Consider the following 16,293-nt stretch of genomic DNA (forward strand, 5'->3'; position numbering starts at 1 on the left):
ATCTGCGGCGCCGGGTGAAGCCGGGTCTTGCGATATGGGCGAATGGGAAGGTAGCGTCCACATTATGGACACCCCGGCTCGCTCCGTGCCCGGCGCTCAGGCCGTGGCGCGCGCTGCCAGGCTTCTGCGTCTGGTGACCGCCGGAGGCGACGACGGAGCCGCCCTGCAGGACCTCGCGAAGGCGGCCGACCTGACACGCTCGACTGCGCACCGTCTGCTCAGCGCGCTGCGCGCCGAAGGTCTCGTCGATCGCGACGAGGAGAGCGGCCGATGGATGCCTGGACCGGAGCTGTTCCTCATGGGATCAGTGGCCGCGGCGCGGTACGACGTCACGGCTCTGGCGCGTGACATCGTGCGGTCGCTGGCGGTGAAGACCGAGGAGAGTGCCTTCCTCTCGGTGCGCCGAGCCGACGAGACGGTGTGCCTGCTCCGCGAGGAGGGTGCCTTCCCGATTCGCTCGTTCGTACTCAGCGAAGGTGTGCGGTTCCCCCTGGGCGTCGCGAGCGCCGGGCTGGCGATTCTCTCGTTCCTCCCTGCCCACGATGTGGATGCCTATCTGGACAGGCATCCTGAGCTCAGCAGCCGATGGGGGCGCACGCACTCCGCGGCTCCCCTGCGCCGCCGCTTGGCCGAGACGAAGGAGCGCGGCTACGCCGTGAACCCCGGCCTCATCGTCGAGGGCAGCTGGGGCATGGGCGCCGCCGTGTTCGACCGCAGCGGGCGTCCGGAGTGGGCTCTGAGCCTCACCGGAGTCGAATTCCGCTTCGGCCCCGATCGGATCGCCGAGCTCGGTCGGACACTGATGGCGCACGCCCACCAGCTGTCGTCCCGAATCGCCAACCGGACCGGTCACTGAGCCTGTCGAAGTGCGTCCGGTTGCGCTCCCACGACGCCGACCTCGGCCTGCACGAGAGGAGCGAGCGCCAGGGCGCCGCGGTCGCTCATGACGACGGTGTAGTGGTTGAGTCCGTCCAGGTGGCGATGGCGGATGTCCGGGTGCTCGGCCAGCAGCTTCTCGCGGTGCCCGGCCGGGTAGAGGCCGGGCGTCTCGTTCTGCAGGCCGCGGGGCACGGTGATGAACAGCGTCGGAACGGTCAGCGCGGCCAGCGCCTCGGGCAGCGCCGATCCCAGATTCAGATCGATCGTGTCCTCGACGGTGGTCTGGTAGCTCGTGGCGGGACGGAGCCCATCACCATGGGGCACGAGGTCGTAGGCGATGTAGCGCTCGAGGTCGTCGCTCCAGTCCGCCTCGAAGGCGGGGTGGTGCCGCCAGAACACCTCGATGTACTCCTCGACGCTCGTCCAGCGCTTGGACAGGCGGTCGGCGGTCGGTCCGAGGATGATCGACACGAGCTGGTCCGGCTCGACCCCGGCCGGGACGTCCAGCGGTAGCCCGCCGTCGACCAGAACCAGCTGCTGCACCCGCGTCGGATGCAGGTGCGCGAGCACGACGGCGACGAATCCTCCCATCGAGTGTCCGATCACCGGTGCAGTGCTCACGCCGAACGCGTCGAGAACCGCGACCATGTCGGTCGCGTGGGCGACCATGCCGGCCGCGCCGGCGAGCTCGTTGCTCGCGCCGCGGCCGCGCAGATCCGGGGCGATGACGCGGACACCAGGCAGCTGCTCCACGAGGAACGGCCACGCCAGATGGGAGGAGGTGACACCGTGGATCGCGAGAACCGTGAGGATGTCGCCTACGGCATCCACCGGGTCCCACACGCCGACGCGCAGGTCGCCACCGCTGACCGGGACATCGACGGTGCGATACGTGTGCGTGCTCATCGTGCCGTCCACCCGCCGTCCATCGTGTACGACGAGCCGGTCACCATCGCGGCGTGCGGCGACGCGAGCCATCCCGCCAGCGACGCCACCTCTGATGCATCGACGAGACGCTTGATCGCGCTCTCGGTCAGCATGATCTTCTCGACGACCTCGTTCTCGGGAATGCCGTGCACCTTGGCCTGATCGGCGATCTGCTTCTCGACCAGCGGCGTGCGGACGTAGCCGGGATTGATGCAGTTGCTGGTCACTCCGTGCGGCCCGCCCTCGAGAGCCGTGACCTTCGACAGGCCCTCGAGGCCGTGCTTCGCGGTGACGTACGCGGATTTGAAGGGGCTAGCGCGCAATCCATGGACGCTGGAGATGTTGATCACACGCCCCCACCCCCGCTCGTACATGCCGGGAAGTGCCGCGCGGATGAGCAGGAACGGCGCCTCGAGCATGATGCGCTGGATGGTGCGGAAGGCGTCAGGATCGAACTCGGCGATCGGGCTCACGCGCTGAATCCCGGCGTTGTTGACGAGGATGTCCGCCTCGAGCTCGAGGTCGTCGAGCGCCGACGTGTTCGAGAGGTCGACCGCCCAGGCCTCACCGCCGAGGGCCGCCGCGTGCTCCTCGGCCGCGTCGCGGTTCAGGTCGGCTATGACGACGTGCGCGCCGCGCGAGGCGAACTCCCGAGCGCACGCGAGGCCGATGCCGCTCGCTCCCCCGGTGATGACGGCTCGGCGTCCGGCCAGATCCTGATCAGCCATTGTCGTTCTCCTTCTCCCCCGCACCCGCGGCGGCGTGCGGCCGCAGTGCATTGCCGATGAACCGCGTCATGCCGTCGATGACGGCGGCGTCGATCTGCGCGGGCGGTCGCCCGTCGGCGTCCCGCTCCCAGAGCAGGTATCGCATGCCGATCAGCTCGCCGGCGCCCATGAGCGCCCAGGCGGCCACCTCTGGGTCGAGCGTCGGATCGATGTCTCCGTCCTGCTGCGCGGCGCGCAGACCTGCGCGGTAGCCCTCGACGATCCGCTCGTAGTGCAGTCGCATGGTCGAAGGCGAGACGAACTCCGCCTCGCGGACGACACGATAGAGCGCCGGGTGCGCGGCGGTGAATCGGAAGAATCCCTCGAATCCGAGTCGCTCCGCCTCGATGCGGTTCTTCGCTTCAGCCATCGCTTCGGACATGGAGTGCCGGACGCGACGGTTGAGATCGATGACGAGCGCTTCGAAGATCGTCTGCTTGCTGTCGAAGTACAGGTAGAAGGTGCCGAGAGCCACGCCTGCTCGCTCGGTGATCTTCACGATCGACGCCTCGTGGTACCCGAGGTCGGCGAACACGCCCTCGGCGGCCTCGAGCAGCCGGCGTCTGGTGGCCTCTCCGCGCTTGGTCAGTGGACGGCCAGTGGCGGGCGAGACCAGCTCGTCGGCCATGGTCTCAACGGACGTGGTCTCAACGGACTCGGTCATCTGCGTCCTCTTCTCGTCGCGCCGTCAGCTGTGCGGCCATCGCCCGCAGACGGGCACGGGCGACCTTCTCGATGGTGGAACGGGGCAGCTCGTCCAGGAAGACGATCCGCGCCGGGAGCTTGAACGCCGCCAGTCGATCACGCGCGAACGCGAGCAGTTCGTCGGCCGACAGCGCCTCACGGGCGACGACGAACGCGACACCGCGCTCACCCCAGACGGCGTCCGGCGCTCCGACGACGGCGACAGCCTTCACGAGCGGATGCTCCGACAGAGCCCGCTCGATCTCGGCCGGTGCGACGTTCTCGCCCCCCGAGACGTAGATCTCCTTGAGTCGGTCCACGATCCGGTAGATGCCGTCGGCGTCGCGGTGCGCGAGATCCCCCGAGCGCAGCCAGCCGTCCGAGCGCGCCCTGTCTGTGGCAACCGGATCGTCGAGGTACCCGCTGAACGTGCTGGGGCCGCGCACCCACAGCTCGCCGGTGGCGACGCCCTCGAGCGGCAGCGATGTCGCGACATCCACGAGGCGGACGTCGACGGAGGGGTACGGGCGTCCGACTGCTCCTGGGTGCGATGCGAGCTCGGATGCCGGCAGCGCGAGCACGTTGGGTCCTGCCTCGGTGAGGCCGTATCCCTGAGTGAGGGCCACGCCGCGCGCAGACCACACCTCGGCGAGGTCGACGGGCATCGTGGCTCCGCCGACGAGGACGTGCCGCAGCGACGACAGGTCTGCGTCGGCCCAACCGGCCGTCTCCTGCAGCATCCGGTACTGGGTGGGTACGCCCATCATGGTCGTGACGCGCCGATCGCAGATCAGCTGCAGCACCCGACTCGGCTGGAACGACCGCTCGAGGACGACGGTCGCGCCGGTCCACCAGGCGAGCAGCGGCTGCACGTTCCAGGCCGCGACGTGGTAGTGCGGCAGCATCGCCAGAACCACGTCCGTCGGCACCATCGGCATGGCCTGCGAGAGCGCCATGTTCGTCCAGAAGCAGTTCGCGTGGGTCAGCACGACGCCCTTGGGCGCCGCTTCGCTGCCGGAGGTGAAGATCACCAGCAACGGGTCGTCGTCGCGGACCGCGCGTTGCGCCGCGGACTCCGTGGCCACTGGGACATCGGTCTCGACGCCGGTGCTCCCCAGGAACACGTACGCCGGAGCATCGTCACCCAGCATCCGCAGAGCCGCCCCGGCCAGGGCGACGTACTCGTCCTCCACCAGGACCAGGACCGGGTCGCTCCGGCGCACCAGCTCGGCGAGCTCTGTCGGCGTGAGCCGCCACGACAGCGGGATGAACGCGATGCCGAGGAACGCGCACGCGAAGAAGGCGACCACGTGATCCGCCGAGTTGCCGGACACCGTCGCGATCCGCTGACCAGGGCCGTACCCCGCGTCCGTCAGTCGCTGCGCGAGCAGTTCGGCTCGACGCGCGAGCGTGGCGTAGTCGAGGGCCACACCGCGATCGTCGATCGCGATCTTCGCCGGATTGGATGCCGCGCGATCGCGCAGCCATCTCCCGACCGTGTGGGGGCCGTCGACGTCGGGATTCATCGCACGCTCACCTCGGCCTCGAGCGTCTCGCTGTCTTCGAGCGCGGCCAGCGAGCCGGCCGCCGGTGCGGCGCCACGGCGACGGCGACGCAGGCTGTCGACGGTTCCGGCGATGCCGCCGGGCAGGAACATGACCACGAGGATGAAGAGTACGCCCAACAGGAACAGCGGCTCCGAAAGCGGGATGCGCAGGAAGTCCGGCAGCGCCTGGATGCCCTCTGCGCGAGCGAGCACCGTGAGGCGCTGATCGAGGATCGTGTACAGAACGCCGCCCACGATGGCACCCCATCGGAATCCGACGCCGCCGAGCACCACCATCACCAGAACGGTGATCGTGAGGTCGGCGCCAACGGCGCTCGGCTGCGTGCCGGACTGCAGCAGGAGGTACGCGACGCCGGCGAGGCTGGCACACAGGGCAGCGATCACGAAGACGATGAGCTTCGCACGAGCGGGGCGCAGGCCCAGCACCTGCACGCGCAGTTCGTTCTCGCGCGCCGCTGCGGCGAGGTGACCGAGGCGGGACGTGTCGACCCAGAGCACGATCAGGTAGACGACGACGAGCACGATCAGCGCGAACCAGTAGAGGTTGCGGGTGTTGATCACGCCGACCAGCCAGTCGGGGACGCTCTCGGTGTGCAGTCCGAGGCCCTCCTCACCTCCGGTGATCGCCTGGTTGCGCCGGACGAGCACCGAACCCGCCTGCGCGAACGCCAGGGTCACCATGGCGAACGGGATGCCGTTGACCCGCATCGCCACCGCCCCTGTGACCAGAGCGATGACCATCCCGCCGATCAGGGCGACGAACACGCCCTGCCAGAGCGGCAGGCGGAAGGCGTCGAGCAGGATGCCGAGCCCGTAGGCTCCGGCGCCGAAGTACAGCGCGTGGCCGAACGACAGCATTCCGGCCGAGCCCAGCAGCAGGTTGTACGACAGCGCCAGAGCCGCGAACACCATGCACAGCGAGAGCAGCGCGAGCGATCCAGGCGTGTAGGTGGGCCCTGGCAGGATGCCGGGCAGCGACAGGTTGAGCAGCGGCAGGATCGCCATCACGACGACGAGGACGCCGCCGACGATCGCGGGCGCGAAGCGCTTCGGTCCCTGAGCTTGTCGAAGGGCCATCATGCTTTCCTCCCCATGAGGCCCGCGGGTCGCACGAGCAGGACGACGGCGAGCAGGATGACGACGATGAAGTCGCCCGTGCCGCCGAGATACGTGTTGGCGACCTGCTGGAGCACTGCGACGAGCACCGACGCGATCGCGGCCCCCGTGAGGGACCCGAGACCGCCGACGACGGTGACGATGAAGGCGAAGATCAGCAGCGTCGAGCCGAGGTGGGCCGAGACGTAGGTCATGGCGTGCATGGCGAGCACGCCGCCGATGCCTGCGGCCGCCCCGCCGATCGCGAAGACGAGCGTGAACGAGCGGCGCACGTCGATGCCCAGCGCCGTCACCATCGACCGGTTCTCCACGCCGGCGCGGATGATCATGCCGTAGCGGGTGTTCGTCAGGAACAGCACGAGCCCCGTGAGCACGAGACCTGCGGCGATGATCAGCACCCAGTACTTGTTCGGGATGCTGGCGCCAAGAACATCCGTCGTCTGTCCGAGCCACGACGGGCCGGTCACGTTGATCGCGTCCGTGCCCCAGATGCCCTCGAACAGGGCGATCGCGGCGAACGAGAGGCCGACGGTGACGAGCACCTGCTCGATATGCCGTTCATACAGCGGCCTGATCAGCACTAGTTCGGTCAGGGTGGCGAACACCGCGCCGACCACAGCGCCGACGAGGATCGAAAGCAGGAAACCCGCCCAGGTGTTCGCGCCGATCGCCTGTGCGACGCCCCACCCGACGAAGGCGCTGAGGGTGAGGAACGCGCCGTGCGCGAAGTTCAGCACGTGCATGAGACCGTAGATGAGGCTCAGTCCGCTGGCGACGAGGAAGTACAGGGCGCCGAGCCCGACGCCGATCACGAGGGTGAGGATGAGCGCGCTCATGCGTGGGCCTCCGCACTGACTCCGAGGAGCCTTCGGGTGAGATCGGGGTCGTCGAGGATCGTGCTGGCGTCGCCGGTGTGGACGACACGGCCGCCCGCGATCACGACGGCGCCGCCGGCGAGCTGACGGACGACTTCGAGGTTCTGCTCGACGAGCAGGATCGGTACGGTCTTGGCCGCCTCGGCGAGGGCCTCGGCCACTTCTTGCACGATCTTGGGTGCGAGGCCTTTCGTCGGTTCATCGACGAGGATGATGCGGTTGTCGTTGAGGAGGGCCCTGGCGACCGAGACCATCTGCTGCTGGCCGCCCGAGAGGGTGCCCGCGCGTTGATCCTTGCGCTGCACGAGGTCGGGGAAGAGCTCGGCGACGAACTCGCGGCGCGGTGTGCGCTGGCGCTCCGCGAGGGCGAGGTTCTCGGCGACCGTGAGCCCGGCGAAGACCTCGCGGTCCTCAGGAACGTAGCCGACGCCGCGCTGGACGATCTTGTGGGTGGGGAGGCTGTCGATCCGCTCTCCCTCGAGGAGCACTTCGCCGCGACGGGAGATGAGGCCGAGGATGCCGCGCAGCGTCGAGGTCTTCCCCACGCCGTTGCGGCCGAGCACGGCGGTGATGCCGGTAGCCGGGACATCGAAGGTGACGTCCTCGACAACCTGCTGGCCGGCGATGGATGCCCGCAGTGAGCGGACTTGGAGGATCGGGTCGGTCATGCTGCCGTCCCCGTTCCGAGGTACGCGCTCTGCACCGTGGGGTTCTCCATGATGTTCTGCGGGGTGTCGAACGCGATGATCGTGCCGAAGTACATCACCGCGACGAGGTCGACGAGCCCCATCAGGACGTCGATGTGGTGCTCGACCATCAGCACGGTGCATCCGCTCGCCCGCTGCATCTCGCGGATGTTCTCCACGAGCCCCGCGACATCGCCGGATGCGACGCCCGCCATCGGCTCGTCGAGCAGCACGAGCCGGGAGTCCGTGGCCATCAGCGACGCGATCTCGAGCTTGCGCTTGTCGCCGTGGCTGATGTCACCGGCCGGGGTGTCGAGCCGGTGAGCGAGTCCGACCTTCTCGAGGACCTCGATGGCCTGCCTGGTAGCGCTGTCGTCGCGACGCGGAAACTTCAGCAGCGAGTAACTGCCGCCGTGCGCGGCCTGGACGGCCACCCGGACGTTCTCGAGGATGCTGAGCTTGGGGAACAGGCTCGAAGTCTGGAACGTGCGCCCCAGTCCTGCCCGCGCCCGCTTCGGGACGGACAGGCCAGCGATGTCTTCGCCGTCGAGGAGGATCCGGCCGGCGGTGGGTCGGATCACCCCAGAGATCGCATTGAACAGCGTGGTCTTGCCCGCGCCGTTCGGTCCGATCACTCCCACGAGGGAGCCGGAAGCGACATCGAGGTCGACGTCCTTGAGGATCGTCGCTCCGCCGATCTGGAGGCCGAGGCCCTCGACGCGGAGTGCCGCGCCTTCGGGCTTGCCATCGGACAGGACTGGGGTGTCGTTCATGAACGCGGATCGCCCTTCGGGTTACGGAGCGACGTCGGCGGCGTCGACCGTGGCGACCAGCTCGGGAACGAACCCGGAGCCATCCGCGACGAGCCTCGCCTGGTACATGTCCTGCAGGAGTGCGTGGTCCTCGGCGCGCACAGTGTTGGTGCCCTTCGGACCCTCGAACTCGAAGCCCTCGAGGGCTGCGATCATGGCATCCACGTCGCCCTTGCCCTCCTTCACGGCCTGCACGAGCATGATGGCGGCGTTGAAGCCGTCGGGGCTGAACAGGTCGGGTGTACCCCCCGCTCCCTCGATCGCCTCGACCATCGCGGTGTTCACCTCGTTGTCAGGGGCTGCGGGGAAGTAGTGGTTGAGGAAGTTGATCTTCTCGCTCGCCTCACCGTATGCGCCGAACGTCGCGGCGTCGCCGAGACCGGTGACGACGGGGATGCTCTCGAGCACACCCTGCTGGCTCATCGCCTGCCACATGGCACCAGAGGTGGCGCCGGCCCAGGCGACGAACACGAGGTCGGGCTCGGCGCTCAGCACCTGCTGCGCGAACGGGGTGAACTCGGTGACGTCCTCGGCGACGAGGACGGGCGTGACGGTCGCGCCCTGGCCGCCGAGGATGGCCTCGACCGCTGCGACGTTGCCCTGGCCGAACGCGTTGTTCTGCGCGAACACCGCGACGGTCTTGCCGTCGATGTCGTCGAGGAAGGTACCTGCGGTCGCGACGTCCTGAGCGGACTGACGGCCGGAGCGGAACGTGTAGTCGTTGATGCCGGTGACGGCATCGGCTGCCGCAGGGCCGGAGATGAAGAGCACCTTGTTCTGCTCTGCCTGTTCGGCCATCGCGAGTGCCACCCCGGACGATGCGCTGCCGAGGAGGATGTTCACGCCGTCTCCGATGAGCTCCTTCGCCGCGGTCACGGCGGTGTCGGGATCACCGGCGTCGTCGCGGTACTCGACTGTGATCTTCGTGCCGTCGACCTCGTTCGTTCCATCGGTCGCGTAGTCGAGCCCCGCTTTGAACGCGTCGAGGTACTGCTTGCCGTAGCCGGCGAGCGGCCCGGTCTCGCTTGTGATGACGCCGGCGACGATCTCGGCGGGGCCGTCCCCGCCGCCTTCGCCGCCACCGCCGGTGGCCGCCTGCGGCGCACAGGCCGCCAGAACCAGGGCGGCCGTGGCGACCACGGAGCCCAGGAGCAACTTCTTCGTAACTCGCATGTGAATGCCTTTCGCCCTTGGAAGGTCTTGATGCTGAACCTGAAAGCTGATTCAGGTTACTTGAACTCTAAAGCGCGGCATTGTCGATCGTCAAGTCCGCGATACATACCAGTGGGTATATACTTGCTGGTATGAACCGTGCGGACATCGTCTCTTCGATCGTGGTCTCGGCACATGCGCTGGCTCGCATTGCGGCGCAGGATGCCGAGAACGACGCCCCTGCAGCGCAGTGGCGCGCGCTGACCCTGCTCGAAAGAGAGCCCGATCAGCGCGTCGGCGCTCTGGCTCGCGCGTCGCGGACCACACAGCCCGGGATGACGCGCCTGCTGGGAGAGCTCGAGCGTGCCGGACTCGTCAGCCGCTCCCCCGACGCGTCGGACTCTCGGGCGACGGTCGTCGACATCACCGATGCCGGCCGTACCGCTCTCGAGGAATGGCGTGAAGCCTTCCGGCGCACGCTCGCACCTCGCTTCGCGGATCTGGATGCCGCGGACTGGGATGCACTGCATCGCTCGGCCGAGATCCTCGCCGCGCACAGCATCGAACAGCATCCAGAGTCAGGAGTCGGCGAGTGAACAGCGCCAGTACCAGCGGATCCATCTGGAAGCAGCCGGCCCAAGTGTGGGCGGTGGCCTTCGCCAGCGTCGTCGCCTTCATGGGCATCGGACTCGTCGATCCGATCCTTCCCGCGATCGCCGAGTCGCTGGAGGCGACGCCGACCGAGACGGAACTGCTGTTCACCAGCTACCTGCTGGTCACCGGCCTCGCGATGCTGGTCACCAGCTGGATCTCCAGCAGAATCGGCGCCAAGGCGACGTTGATGATCGGTCTGGGTCTGATCATCCTCTTCTCGCTCGCATCCGCGATGAGCGGGAGCGTCGACGCGATCATCGGCTTCCGCGCCGGCTGGGGCCTCGGCAATGCGTTGTTCATCTCCACCGCCCTCGCCACCATCGTCGGCTCGGCGTCTGGCGGCAGTGGTGCGGCGATCGTTCTGTACGAGGCCGCCCTCGGGCTCGGCATCGCCATCGGACCGCTGCTGGGCGGTCTGCTCGGCGAAGTGAGCTGGCGCGGCCCGTTCTTCGGCGTCGTCGCTCTCATGGCGATCGCGTTCATAGCCGTTTCCGCGCTGCTGCGGGGCCCGCTCGACAAGCGTCAGCCCGTGCCGTTCTCGGCTCCGTTCAAGGCGCTCGGCCGCCCGGCCCTGGCGATCCTCGCCGTCGCCGCTCTCTTCTACAACATCGGCTTCTTCGTGCTGCTCGCGTTCTCCCCGTTCCCGCTGGGTTTCGGAGCGATGGGCATCGGGTTCACGTTCTTCGGATGGGGTGTGGCTCTGGCCATCACCAGCATCTGGGTGGCCCCGTGGATGATGCGGCGGATGTCGCGCACGGCGATCATCCTCACGGTCCTGCCGCTGCTCGCCGTCGACCTGATCGCCGCCGGTCTGGTCGCGGAGACGCCGTCCGCACTTGTCGTCTGCATCGTCATCGGCGGCCTGCTCCTCGGTGTCATGAACACCGTCCTCACCGAGGCGGTCATGGAGGCGACGGATCTCCCCCGCTCCGTCGCCTCATCCGCGTACTCCGCCGTCCGCTTCATCGGCGGCGCGATGGCTCCGCCGATCGCAGCGCTGCTGTGGCACGCGTTCAACGCAACGGTGCCGTACCTGTTCGCCGCAGCATCCGTGCTCGTCGCGACGCTCACCGTCTTCCTGGGTCGCAAGGTGCTCGCGCGCATCGACGACGAGCCGGTGGATGCCGTCGCCGAAGACGCCGAGGCGATCACGGTCGGCGACGCCGCCTGATCCACCCGGTACGTTGGGGCGCATGAGCGAACCACTTCCCGAGCGCAGTCGCCTGGTCAGGCAGCATCTGGCCGACGCCGGTCTCGAACCCGCGATCCGGGTGCTGCCTGATTCTGCCCGTACCGCGGTCGAGGCCGCTGCCGCGATCGGCTGCGACGTCGCGGCGATCGCGAACAGCCTGGTGGTCCTCGCCGATGGCGAACCAGTGCTGGTCATGACCAGTGGAGGGCACCGCGCGGACTTCGCCGTCGTCTCAGCATCCATCGGTGCCGAGCATGTCGCGATGGCGCCGGCATCCATCGTCCGGGAGGCGACGGGACAGGCGATCGGCGGCGTGGCCCCGGTCGGTCATCCTGCGCGACTGCCCACATACATCGACGAGGCGCTGCGCGACTTCGACGAGATCTGGGCTGCGGCGGGTCATCCGCACACGGTCATGCCGCTGACCTTCGAGACCCTGCAGCGCCTCACGAACGGTCGGGTCATCACGGTCGTGTGAGCCGGGGTCGGAAAGCAGAAAAGCCTCGGAGCACTGGCGAGAGTGTTCCGAGGCTGATCCGTGCACCCCCAGGGACTTGAACCCTGAACCCATTGATTAAGAGTCAATTGCTCTGCCGATTGAGCTAGAGGTGCGTGGCCCGGGTTACCCCCGGCCGAGGAATTACATTACCAGTTTCATGAGCTCATGCGAAATCGAGGCGGCATTCGGCGTGGCAACTCGCCGACTATCCTGAGAACGTGACCGCAACCCCCGCCGCCGATGATCTGGCCGCCGATCTCGACCTCGCTCTCCGGCTCGCGGACGCCGCAGACAGCGAGTCCCTTCCCCGCTTCGACGCGAGCGATCTGAGGATCTCGACCAAGTCCGATCGGTCGCATGTCACGGACGCCGATCTCGCCACCGAACGCGCACTCCGCGCGATCCTGGCGGACGAGCGGCCGTCCGATGGCATCTTCGGCGAGGAGTTCGGCGTCTCCGGCGACGCGCGTCGGCAGTGGATCATCGACCCGATCGACGGCACCGCGAATTTCATGCGCGGCATCCCTCTGTGGGGCACGATGATCGCCCTCGCCATCGACGGGGTCCCGCAGGTCGGCGTCGTGAGCATGCCTGCTCTGGGCAGACGGTGGTGGGCATCGACCGGCAACGGGGCATGGACCGCCACGCACGCCCAGCCGCGACGCATCGAGACGTCGGCTGTCGCCTCCGTCGACGACGCAGCGGTCAGTTTTCAGAGCATCACGCAGTGGGCGGATGCCGGGCACCTGCCCGCGCTGCTCCGCATCGCCGACCGGGTGTGGCGCGATCGCGCATATGGCGACGTGTACTCGTACATGATGCTCGCCGAGGGCCGCCTCGAGATGGTCGCGGAGTTCGATGTCAAGGAGTACGACATCGCCGCAGCCGTCCCGATCGTGCGCGAGGCCGGTGGCGCATTCACCTCGTTCGACGGCGCGGACAGCATCTCCGAGCGCTCGGTGCTCGCGACCAACGGCATCCTCCACGACGCCTTCCTCGACCTGACGCACACGAAGGACTGAAGCCCGTGATGAACCGACGACTGCCCGCTGTCTCGCTCGCGTCCGCCGCCCTGCTCTCGCTACTGGCAGGCTGCGCACCGCAGCCGGAGATCGCCCCGACGTCAACGCCGACGCCGACCGCCGCGGCCGACCCCAGCCCGTCACCGGAGCCCGTCGCGACGGAGCCGACCGAGGAACCGGCGCCGGAGGATCCGACCTGCGAGACGCTCCTCGCCCCGAGCACGCTCGCGATGTTCGACGAGCACGGCTGGACGTACCGCGAGCAGGAGTTCCGGTTCGGTGAAGACGTCGTCGACGGCGGCTTCCAGTGCGTGTGGGGCGACTACTCCGTGGCGTCCGATCATGTCCAGGTGTTCGGGTGGGCACCGCTCGATGCGTCAGCATCCGTCGCAGCTCAGCAGAAGCTCCTCTCGCAGGGATGGCTGCGGGCCGATCAGGACGGCCACACGTACATCACCGAGGATCCGTCGTTCGCTTTCGCGGTCGACGAGGACGGCTACGGCATGACGTACGAATTCGGCGACGGCTGGGCGACCCTGGCCGACACCCGCCAGGGACTGGTGCTGATCCAGTTGCCCTGACGACACAACTCGCGTCACGAACGAAGGCCCACCACCGGGAGTTCACCGGGTGGCGGGCCTTCTTTCGTCGTGACAGCGGGTGGTGGAGCTGGGGGGAATCGAACCCCCGTCCAACGCTGATAATCCACGCCTTCTCCGGGCGCAGTCTGTGCAGACGTTCTACTCGGCTCCGACCTTTGTCACAGACACCTAAGTCGACGAGCCCAGCCTGGGAAGAGTCCCGCGTGACGTCCAGACGCCGTCACGCAGCAAGATTCCTAGATGACGCCAGGGTCCGTATCGGAATCACATACGGTCTGACGGACTATCGGGCTCGCTTATGCAGCGAGGGCGAAGTCGTTGCGCTTTGTTTCGGCAACTATTGTTTTGCAGGGAGCGTTCACGAGATAACCCTGCATCCTCGGCCCGCTTCTCGTGGATACACAGGCGCTGTCGAAACCGATCAGCCCCGTGGACCTTCTTGCGAAGGAGCCGCTGTCACTCTGTTGATTTACCACCTCGGACAACACATCATCCGAGCATCACAGGTTACAACGTATCCGGGCCCCACGCCATTCCTGGCGTAGAGTCGCTGCCATGAGCGACGTCACCATCACCGTCCGCGGCGAGAACGAGACGCGCATCGCGCCCGAACGCGCCACGATCCACGTCACCGTGCGCGCTGAAGGCCCAGAACGCTCCGCCGTGGTCGAGCGGGCGATGACCTATGCGGAGCCCGTTCGACAGGGCGTCTCCGAGCGCGAGGCGGCCGGGAGCATCGTCGAGTGGAACAGCAAGCGGCTGTCCGTCCGCGCGGAGCGTCCGTGGAACAGCGAGGGCAAGCAGCTGGCACCCGTGTACTACGCGAGCATCGACCTCAATGCGACGTTCATCGAAGCATCCGAGCTCTCGATCTGGGTCTCGGAGATCTCGGCGTGGGACGGCGTCGAGGTGGGCTGGGTGAATTGGCACCTGACTCCGCAGACACGGGCGGACGCGGAGCGCGAGGTCGCCTCTTCGGCCGTCGGCGTCGCCGTGCAGCGTGCTCAGGCATACGCGGCGGCGCTCGGGCTCGCTTCGGTTACCCCGGTCGAGATCGCCGACACCGGGCTCATCTCCCGCGAGCAGTCCCCCGCGCCTCAGATGATGAAGACGCGTGGCGCTGCGTTCGCGATGTCAGCGGACTCTGCCCCGGCGATGGAGTACGAGCCGGAGGACATCGTCATCTCCGCGACCGTCGAGGCGCGGTTCATCGCGCGCTGACGCTGCGCGCGCTCACGACCGCGCACAGCACGGGGTATCCGCAGTCGATGCCGTATCACTTCGGTCGGTTCTCAGCGATCACAACCGACTGAAGTGATACAGCATGCAGGTTGCGACTCGTGCTCGCGTCAAGCGTGCGCGAACGGCGCCAGGTCGGCCGCGAGGCGCTCTGAGACATGCGCGTGGATCTGCGTGCCGTGCTCAGTGTGCTCCGCAGAGATCAGGATGCCGGTCTCGTGCACGGCTGCGATCAGATCTCCCCTGTCGTAGGGAACGAGCGCATGGACCTCGGCTGCCGGCAGCGGCAGCGCCTCATCGATCGCGGCGCGCAGCTCCTCGATGCCCTCGCCGGAGCGCGACGACACGAAGTGCGCCTTCGGCTCGAGCCCTTGCAGCACCAGACGATCGTCGGCCGGGATGAGGTCGGCCTTGTTGAACACGACGAGCTCCGGGAGGTCCCTCGCGCCGACGTCGCCCATCACATCACGGACGGTCTGCAATTGTCCTGCGGGATCGGGGTGCGAGCCGTCGACGACGTGCAGCACGATGTCGGCGTCCGCCACCTCTTCGAGCGTCGATCGGAACGCCTCGACGAGCTGGTGAGGGAGGTTTCGCACGAAACCGACCGTGTCGGTGAACGTGTACACGCGGCCGTCATCGGTCGCGGTGCGTCGTACCGTGGCATCCAGGGTCGCGAACAGGGCGTTCTCGACCAGCACGCCTGCGCTCGTGAGCGCGTTGAGCAGGCTCGACTTGCCGGCGTTCGTGTATCCGGCGATCGCCACCGAGGGAATCGTGTTGCGCTTGCGCTCAGCGCGCTTCGCGTCGCGGGCTGGAGCGAAGTCGCGGATTTGCCGGCGAAGCATGGCCATGCGGGTGCGGATGCGACGACGATCGAGCTCGATCTTCGTCTCACCCGGTCCACGAGATCCCATGCCGGCACCGCCGGCGCCGACCTGCCCACCGGCCTGGCGGCTCATCGAGTCGCCCCAGCCGCGCAGCCGCGGCAGAAGGTATTCGAGCTGGGCGAGTTCGACCTGGGCCTTGCCCTCCCGGCTCTTCGCGTGCTGGCTGAAGATGTCGAGGATGACGGTCGTACGATCGATGACCTTCACCTTCACGACGTCCTCGAGCGCACGGCGCTGGCTGGGTGCGAGCTCGGTGTCGGCGATCACGGTGTCTGCGCCGGTGGCTGCGACGAGGTCCTTGAGCTCCTGCGCCTTGCCCCGGCCCAGGTACGTCGCGGGGTCCGGGTGCGGGCGCCGCTGCAGGACGCCGTCGAGGACGACGGCGCCCGCGGTCTCGGCCAGGGCCGCCAGCTCGCGCAACGAGTTCTCGGCATCCGTCTGCGCACCCTGCGGGTAGACGCCGACGAGCACGACGTTCTCGAGCCGCAGCTGGCGGTACTCGACCTCGGTGACGTCTTCGAGCTCGGTCGACAGACCGGCCACGCGCCGCAGCGCATGCCGGTCATCGAGGTCCCACTGCTCGCCGTCGCGATCGCCGTAGGAGGCCGTCGCCTTGTCCTGCAGCGCTTGCGCCGCGCCGAAGACTCGAGCCTCTGTGCGCTTCTCTGCGCTGGCGAGCACGCGGTCGAGAGTCTCGTCGCCGTGGGTGTCTTCTGTGGTCTTCGTCATC

17 protein-coding genes, 1 tRNA gene and 1 other RNA gene are annotated in these 16,293 nt (G+C 67.9%); 7 read left to right on the plus strand and 12 right to left on the minus strand.

Translation table 11 applies throughout. The features are described from left to right. Positions 1–64: 64 nt before the first annotated feature. Positions 65–856: an IclR family transcriptional regulator gene (locus tag KHB019_RS03070; RefSeq protein ID WP_230103369.1), complete on the plus strand. Its 792-nt coding sequence runs from the start codon at positions 65–67 to the stop codon at positions 854–856. Here KHB019_RS03070 and KHB019_RS03075 read toward each other — a convergent pair. From KHB019_RS03075 to KHB019_RS03115, 9 genes are read right to left on the minus strand one after another with little or no spacing between them, the layout of a single operon-like run. Then, positions 850–1,785, minus strand: coding sequence for an alpha/beta hydrolase (locus KHB019_RS03075; RefSeq protein ID WP_337458054.1), 936 nt, complete (start codon positions 1,783–1,785; stop codon positions 850–852). The two genes, KHB019_RS03070 and KHB019_RS03075, sit on opposite strands and share 7 nt — an antisense overlap. After that, the gene (locus tag KHB019_RS03080; RefSeq protein ID WP_230103371.1) at positions 1,782–2,534 is read right to left on the minus strand and encodes a 3-hydroxybutyrate dehydrogenase; all 753 of its coding nucleotides are present in this window, start codon (positions 2,532–2,534) and stop codon (positions 1,782–1,784) included. Before KHB019_RS03080 ends, KHB019_RS03075 begins: the two co-directional genes overlap by 4 nt. Continuing rightward, the gene (locus KHB019_RS03085) at positions 2,527–3,237 is read right to left on the minus strand and encodes a TetR/AcrR family transcriptional regulator (protein ID WP_443193183.1); all 711 of its coding nucleotides are present in this window, start codon (positions 3,235–3,237) and stop codon (positions 2,527–2,529) included. Before KHB019_RS03085 ends, KHB019_RS03080 begins: the two co-directional genes overlap by 8 nt. Next, complete coding sequence (locus tag KHB019_RS03090; protein WP_325471454.1) at positions 3,221–4,783, minus strand: class I adenylate-forming enzyme family protein; 1,563 nt, start codon at positions 4,781–4,783, stop codon at positions 3,221–3,223. Before KHB019_RS03090 ends, KHB019_RS03085 begins: the two co-directional genes overlap by 17 nt. Further along, positions 4,780–5,904 (minus strand): branched-chain amino acid ABC transporter permease, encoded by a 1,125-nt coding sequence (locus KHB019_RS03095; RefSeq protein ID WP_337458055.1) that lies wholly within the window; start codon positions 5,902–5,904, stop codon positions 4,780–4,782. The genes KHB019_RS03090 and KHB019_RS03095 overlap by 4 nt, the downstream gene beginning before the upstream one ends. Continuing rightward, a complete protein-coding gene (locus KHB019_RS03100) occupies positions 5,901–6,776 on the minus strand; it encodes a branched-chain amino acid ABC transporter permease (RefSeq protein ID WP_337458056.1) in 876 nt (291 codons plus the stop codon). Before KHB019_RS03100 ends, KHB019_RS03095 begins: the two co-directional genes overlap by 4 nt. Continuing rightward, complete coding sequence (locus KHB019_RS03105; RefSeq protein WP_337458057.1) at positions 6,773–7,483, minus strand: ABC transporter ATP-binding protein; 711 nt, start codon at positions 7,481–7,483, stop codon at positions 6,773–6,775. The genes KHB019_RS03100 and KHB019_RS03105 overlap by 4 nt, the downstream gene beginning before the upstream one ends. After that, positions 7,480–8,274 carry an ABC transporter ATP-binding protein gene (locus tag KHB019_RS03110; protein ID WP_230103376.1) on the minus strand — a complete coding sequence of 265 codons (795 nt, stop codon included), beginning with the start codon at positions 8,272–8,274 and terminating at the stop codon, positions 7,480–7,482. Before KHB019_RS03110 ends, KHB019_RS03105 begins: the two co-directional genes overlap by 4 nt. Before the next feature lie 21 nt (positions 8,275–8,295). Next, positions 8,296–9,486, minus strand: a complete 1,191-nt coding sequence (locus tag KHB019_RS03115) for a substrate-binding domain-containing protein (protein ID WP_230103377.1) — start codon at positions 9,484–9,486, stop codon at positions 8,296–8,298. A 131-nt stretch (positions 9,487–9,617) separates the two neighbouring features. Between KHB019_RS03115 and KHB019_RS03120 the strand changes: the two genes are divergently transcribed. The 3 genes from KHB019_RS03120 to KHB019_RS03130 are packed head-to-tail and all read left to right on the plus strand — an operon-like array spanning position 9,618 to position 11,789. After that, positions 9,618–10,061, plus strand: coding sequence for a MarR family winged helix-turn-helix transcriptional regulator (locus KHB019_RS03120; RefSeq protein WP_337458058.1), 444 nt, complete (start codon positions 9,618–9,620; stop codon positions 10,059–10,061). Next, positions 10,058–11,290, plus strand: coding sequence for an MFS transporter (locus KHB019_RS03125; protein ID WP_230103379.1), 1,233 nt, complete (start codon positions 10,058–10,060; stop codon positions 11,288–11,290). Before KHB019_RS03120 ends, KHB019_RS03125 begins: the two co-directional genes overlap by 4 nt. A gap of 22 nt (positions 11,291–11,312) precedes the next feature. Further along, positions 11,313–11,789, plus strand: coding sequence for a YbaK/EbsC family protein (locus KHB019_RS03130; protein ID WP_230103380.1), 477 nt, complete (start codon positions 11,313–11,315; stop codon positions 11,787–11,789). Positions 11,790–11,850: 61 nt separating this feature from the next. Here the strand turns inward: KHB019_RS03130 and KHB019_RS03135 are convergent. Further along, a tRNA-Lys gene (locus KHB019_RS03135) sits at positions 11,851–11,923 on the minus strand. A 105-nt stretch (positions 11,924–12,028) separates the two neighbouring features. Here KHB019_RS03135 and KHB019_RS03140 point away from each other — a divergent pair. Together KHB019_RS03140 and KHB019_RS03145 are read left to right on the plus strand one after the other, a co-directional pair. Next, positions 12,029–12,832 (plus strand): inositol monophosphatase family protein, encoded by an 804-nt coding sequence (locus KHB019_RS03140; RefSeq protein WP_230103381.1) that lies wholly within the window; start codon positions 12,029–12,031, stop codon positions 12,830–12,832. An 8-nt stretch (positions 12,833–12,840) separates the two neighbouring features. Further along, positions 12,841–13,413: a hypothetical protein gene (locus tag KHB019_RS03145; protein ID WP_414684029.1), complete on the plus strand. Its 573-nt coding sequence runs from the start codon at positions 12,841–12,843 to the stop codon at positions 13,411–13,413. A gap of 80 nt (positions 13,414–13,493) precedes the next feature. Here KHB019_RS03145 and ssrA read toward each other — a convergent pair. Further along, positions 13,494–13,863: a transfer-messenger RNA gene (gene ssrA / locus KHB019_RS03150) on the minus strand. Between the two features lie 126 nt (positions 13,864–13,989). Between ssrA and KHB019_RS03155 the strand changes: the two genes are divergently transcribed. Continuing rightward, on the plus strand, positions 13,990–14,655 hold the full coding sequence (locus KHB019_RS03155) for an SIMPL domain-containing protein (RefSeq protein WP_230103383.1): 666 nt from the start codon (positions 13,990–13,992) through the stop codon (positions 14,653–14,655). A 128-nt stretch (positions 14,656–14,783) separates the two neighbouring features. On the opposite strand, the gene hflX is transcribed toward KHB019_RS03155, so the two are convergent. Next, positions 14,784–16,292, minus strand: a complete 1,509-nt coding sequence (hflX, locus tag KHB019_RS03160) for a GTPase HflX (RefSeq protein WP_230103384.1) — start codon at positions 16,290–16,292, stop codon at positions 14,784–14,786. Position 16,293 lies beyond the last annotated feature (1 nt).

This window comes from Microbacterium sp. KHB019, assembly GCF_037285405.1.
Taxonomy (GTDB): domain Bacteria; phylum Actinomycetota; class Actinomycetes; order Actinomycetales; family Microbacteriaceae; genus Microbacterium.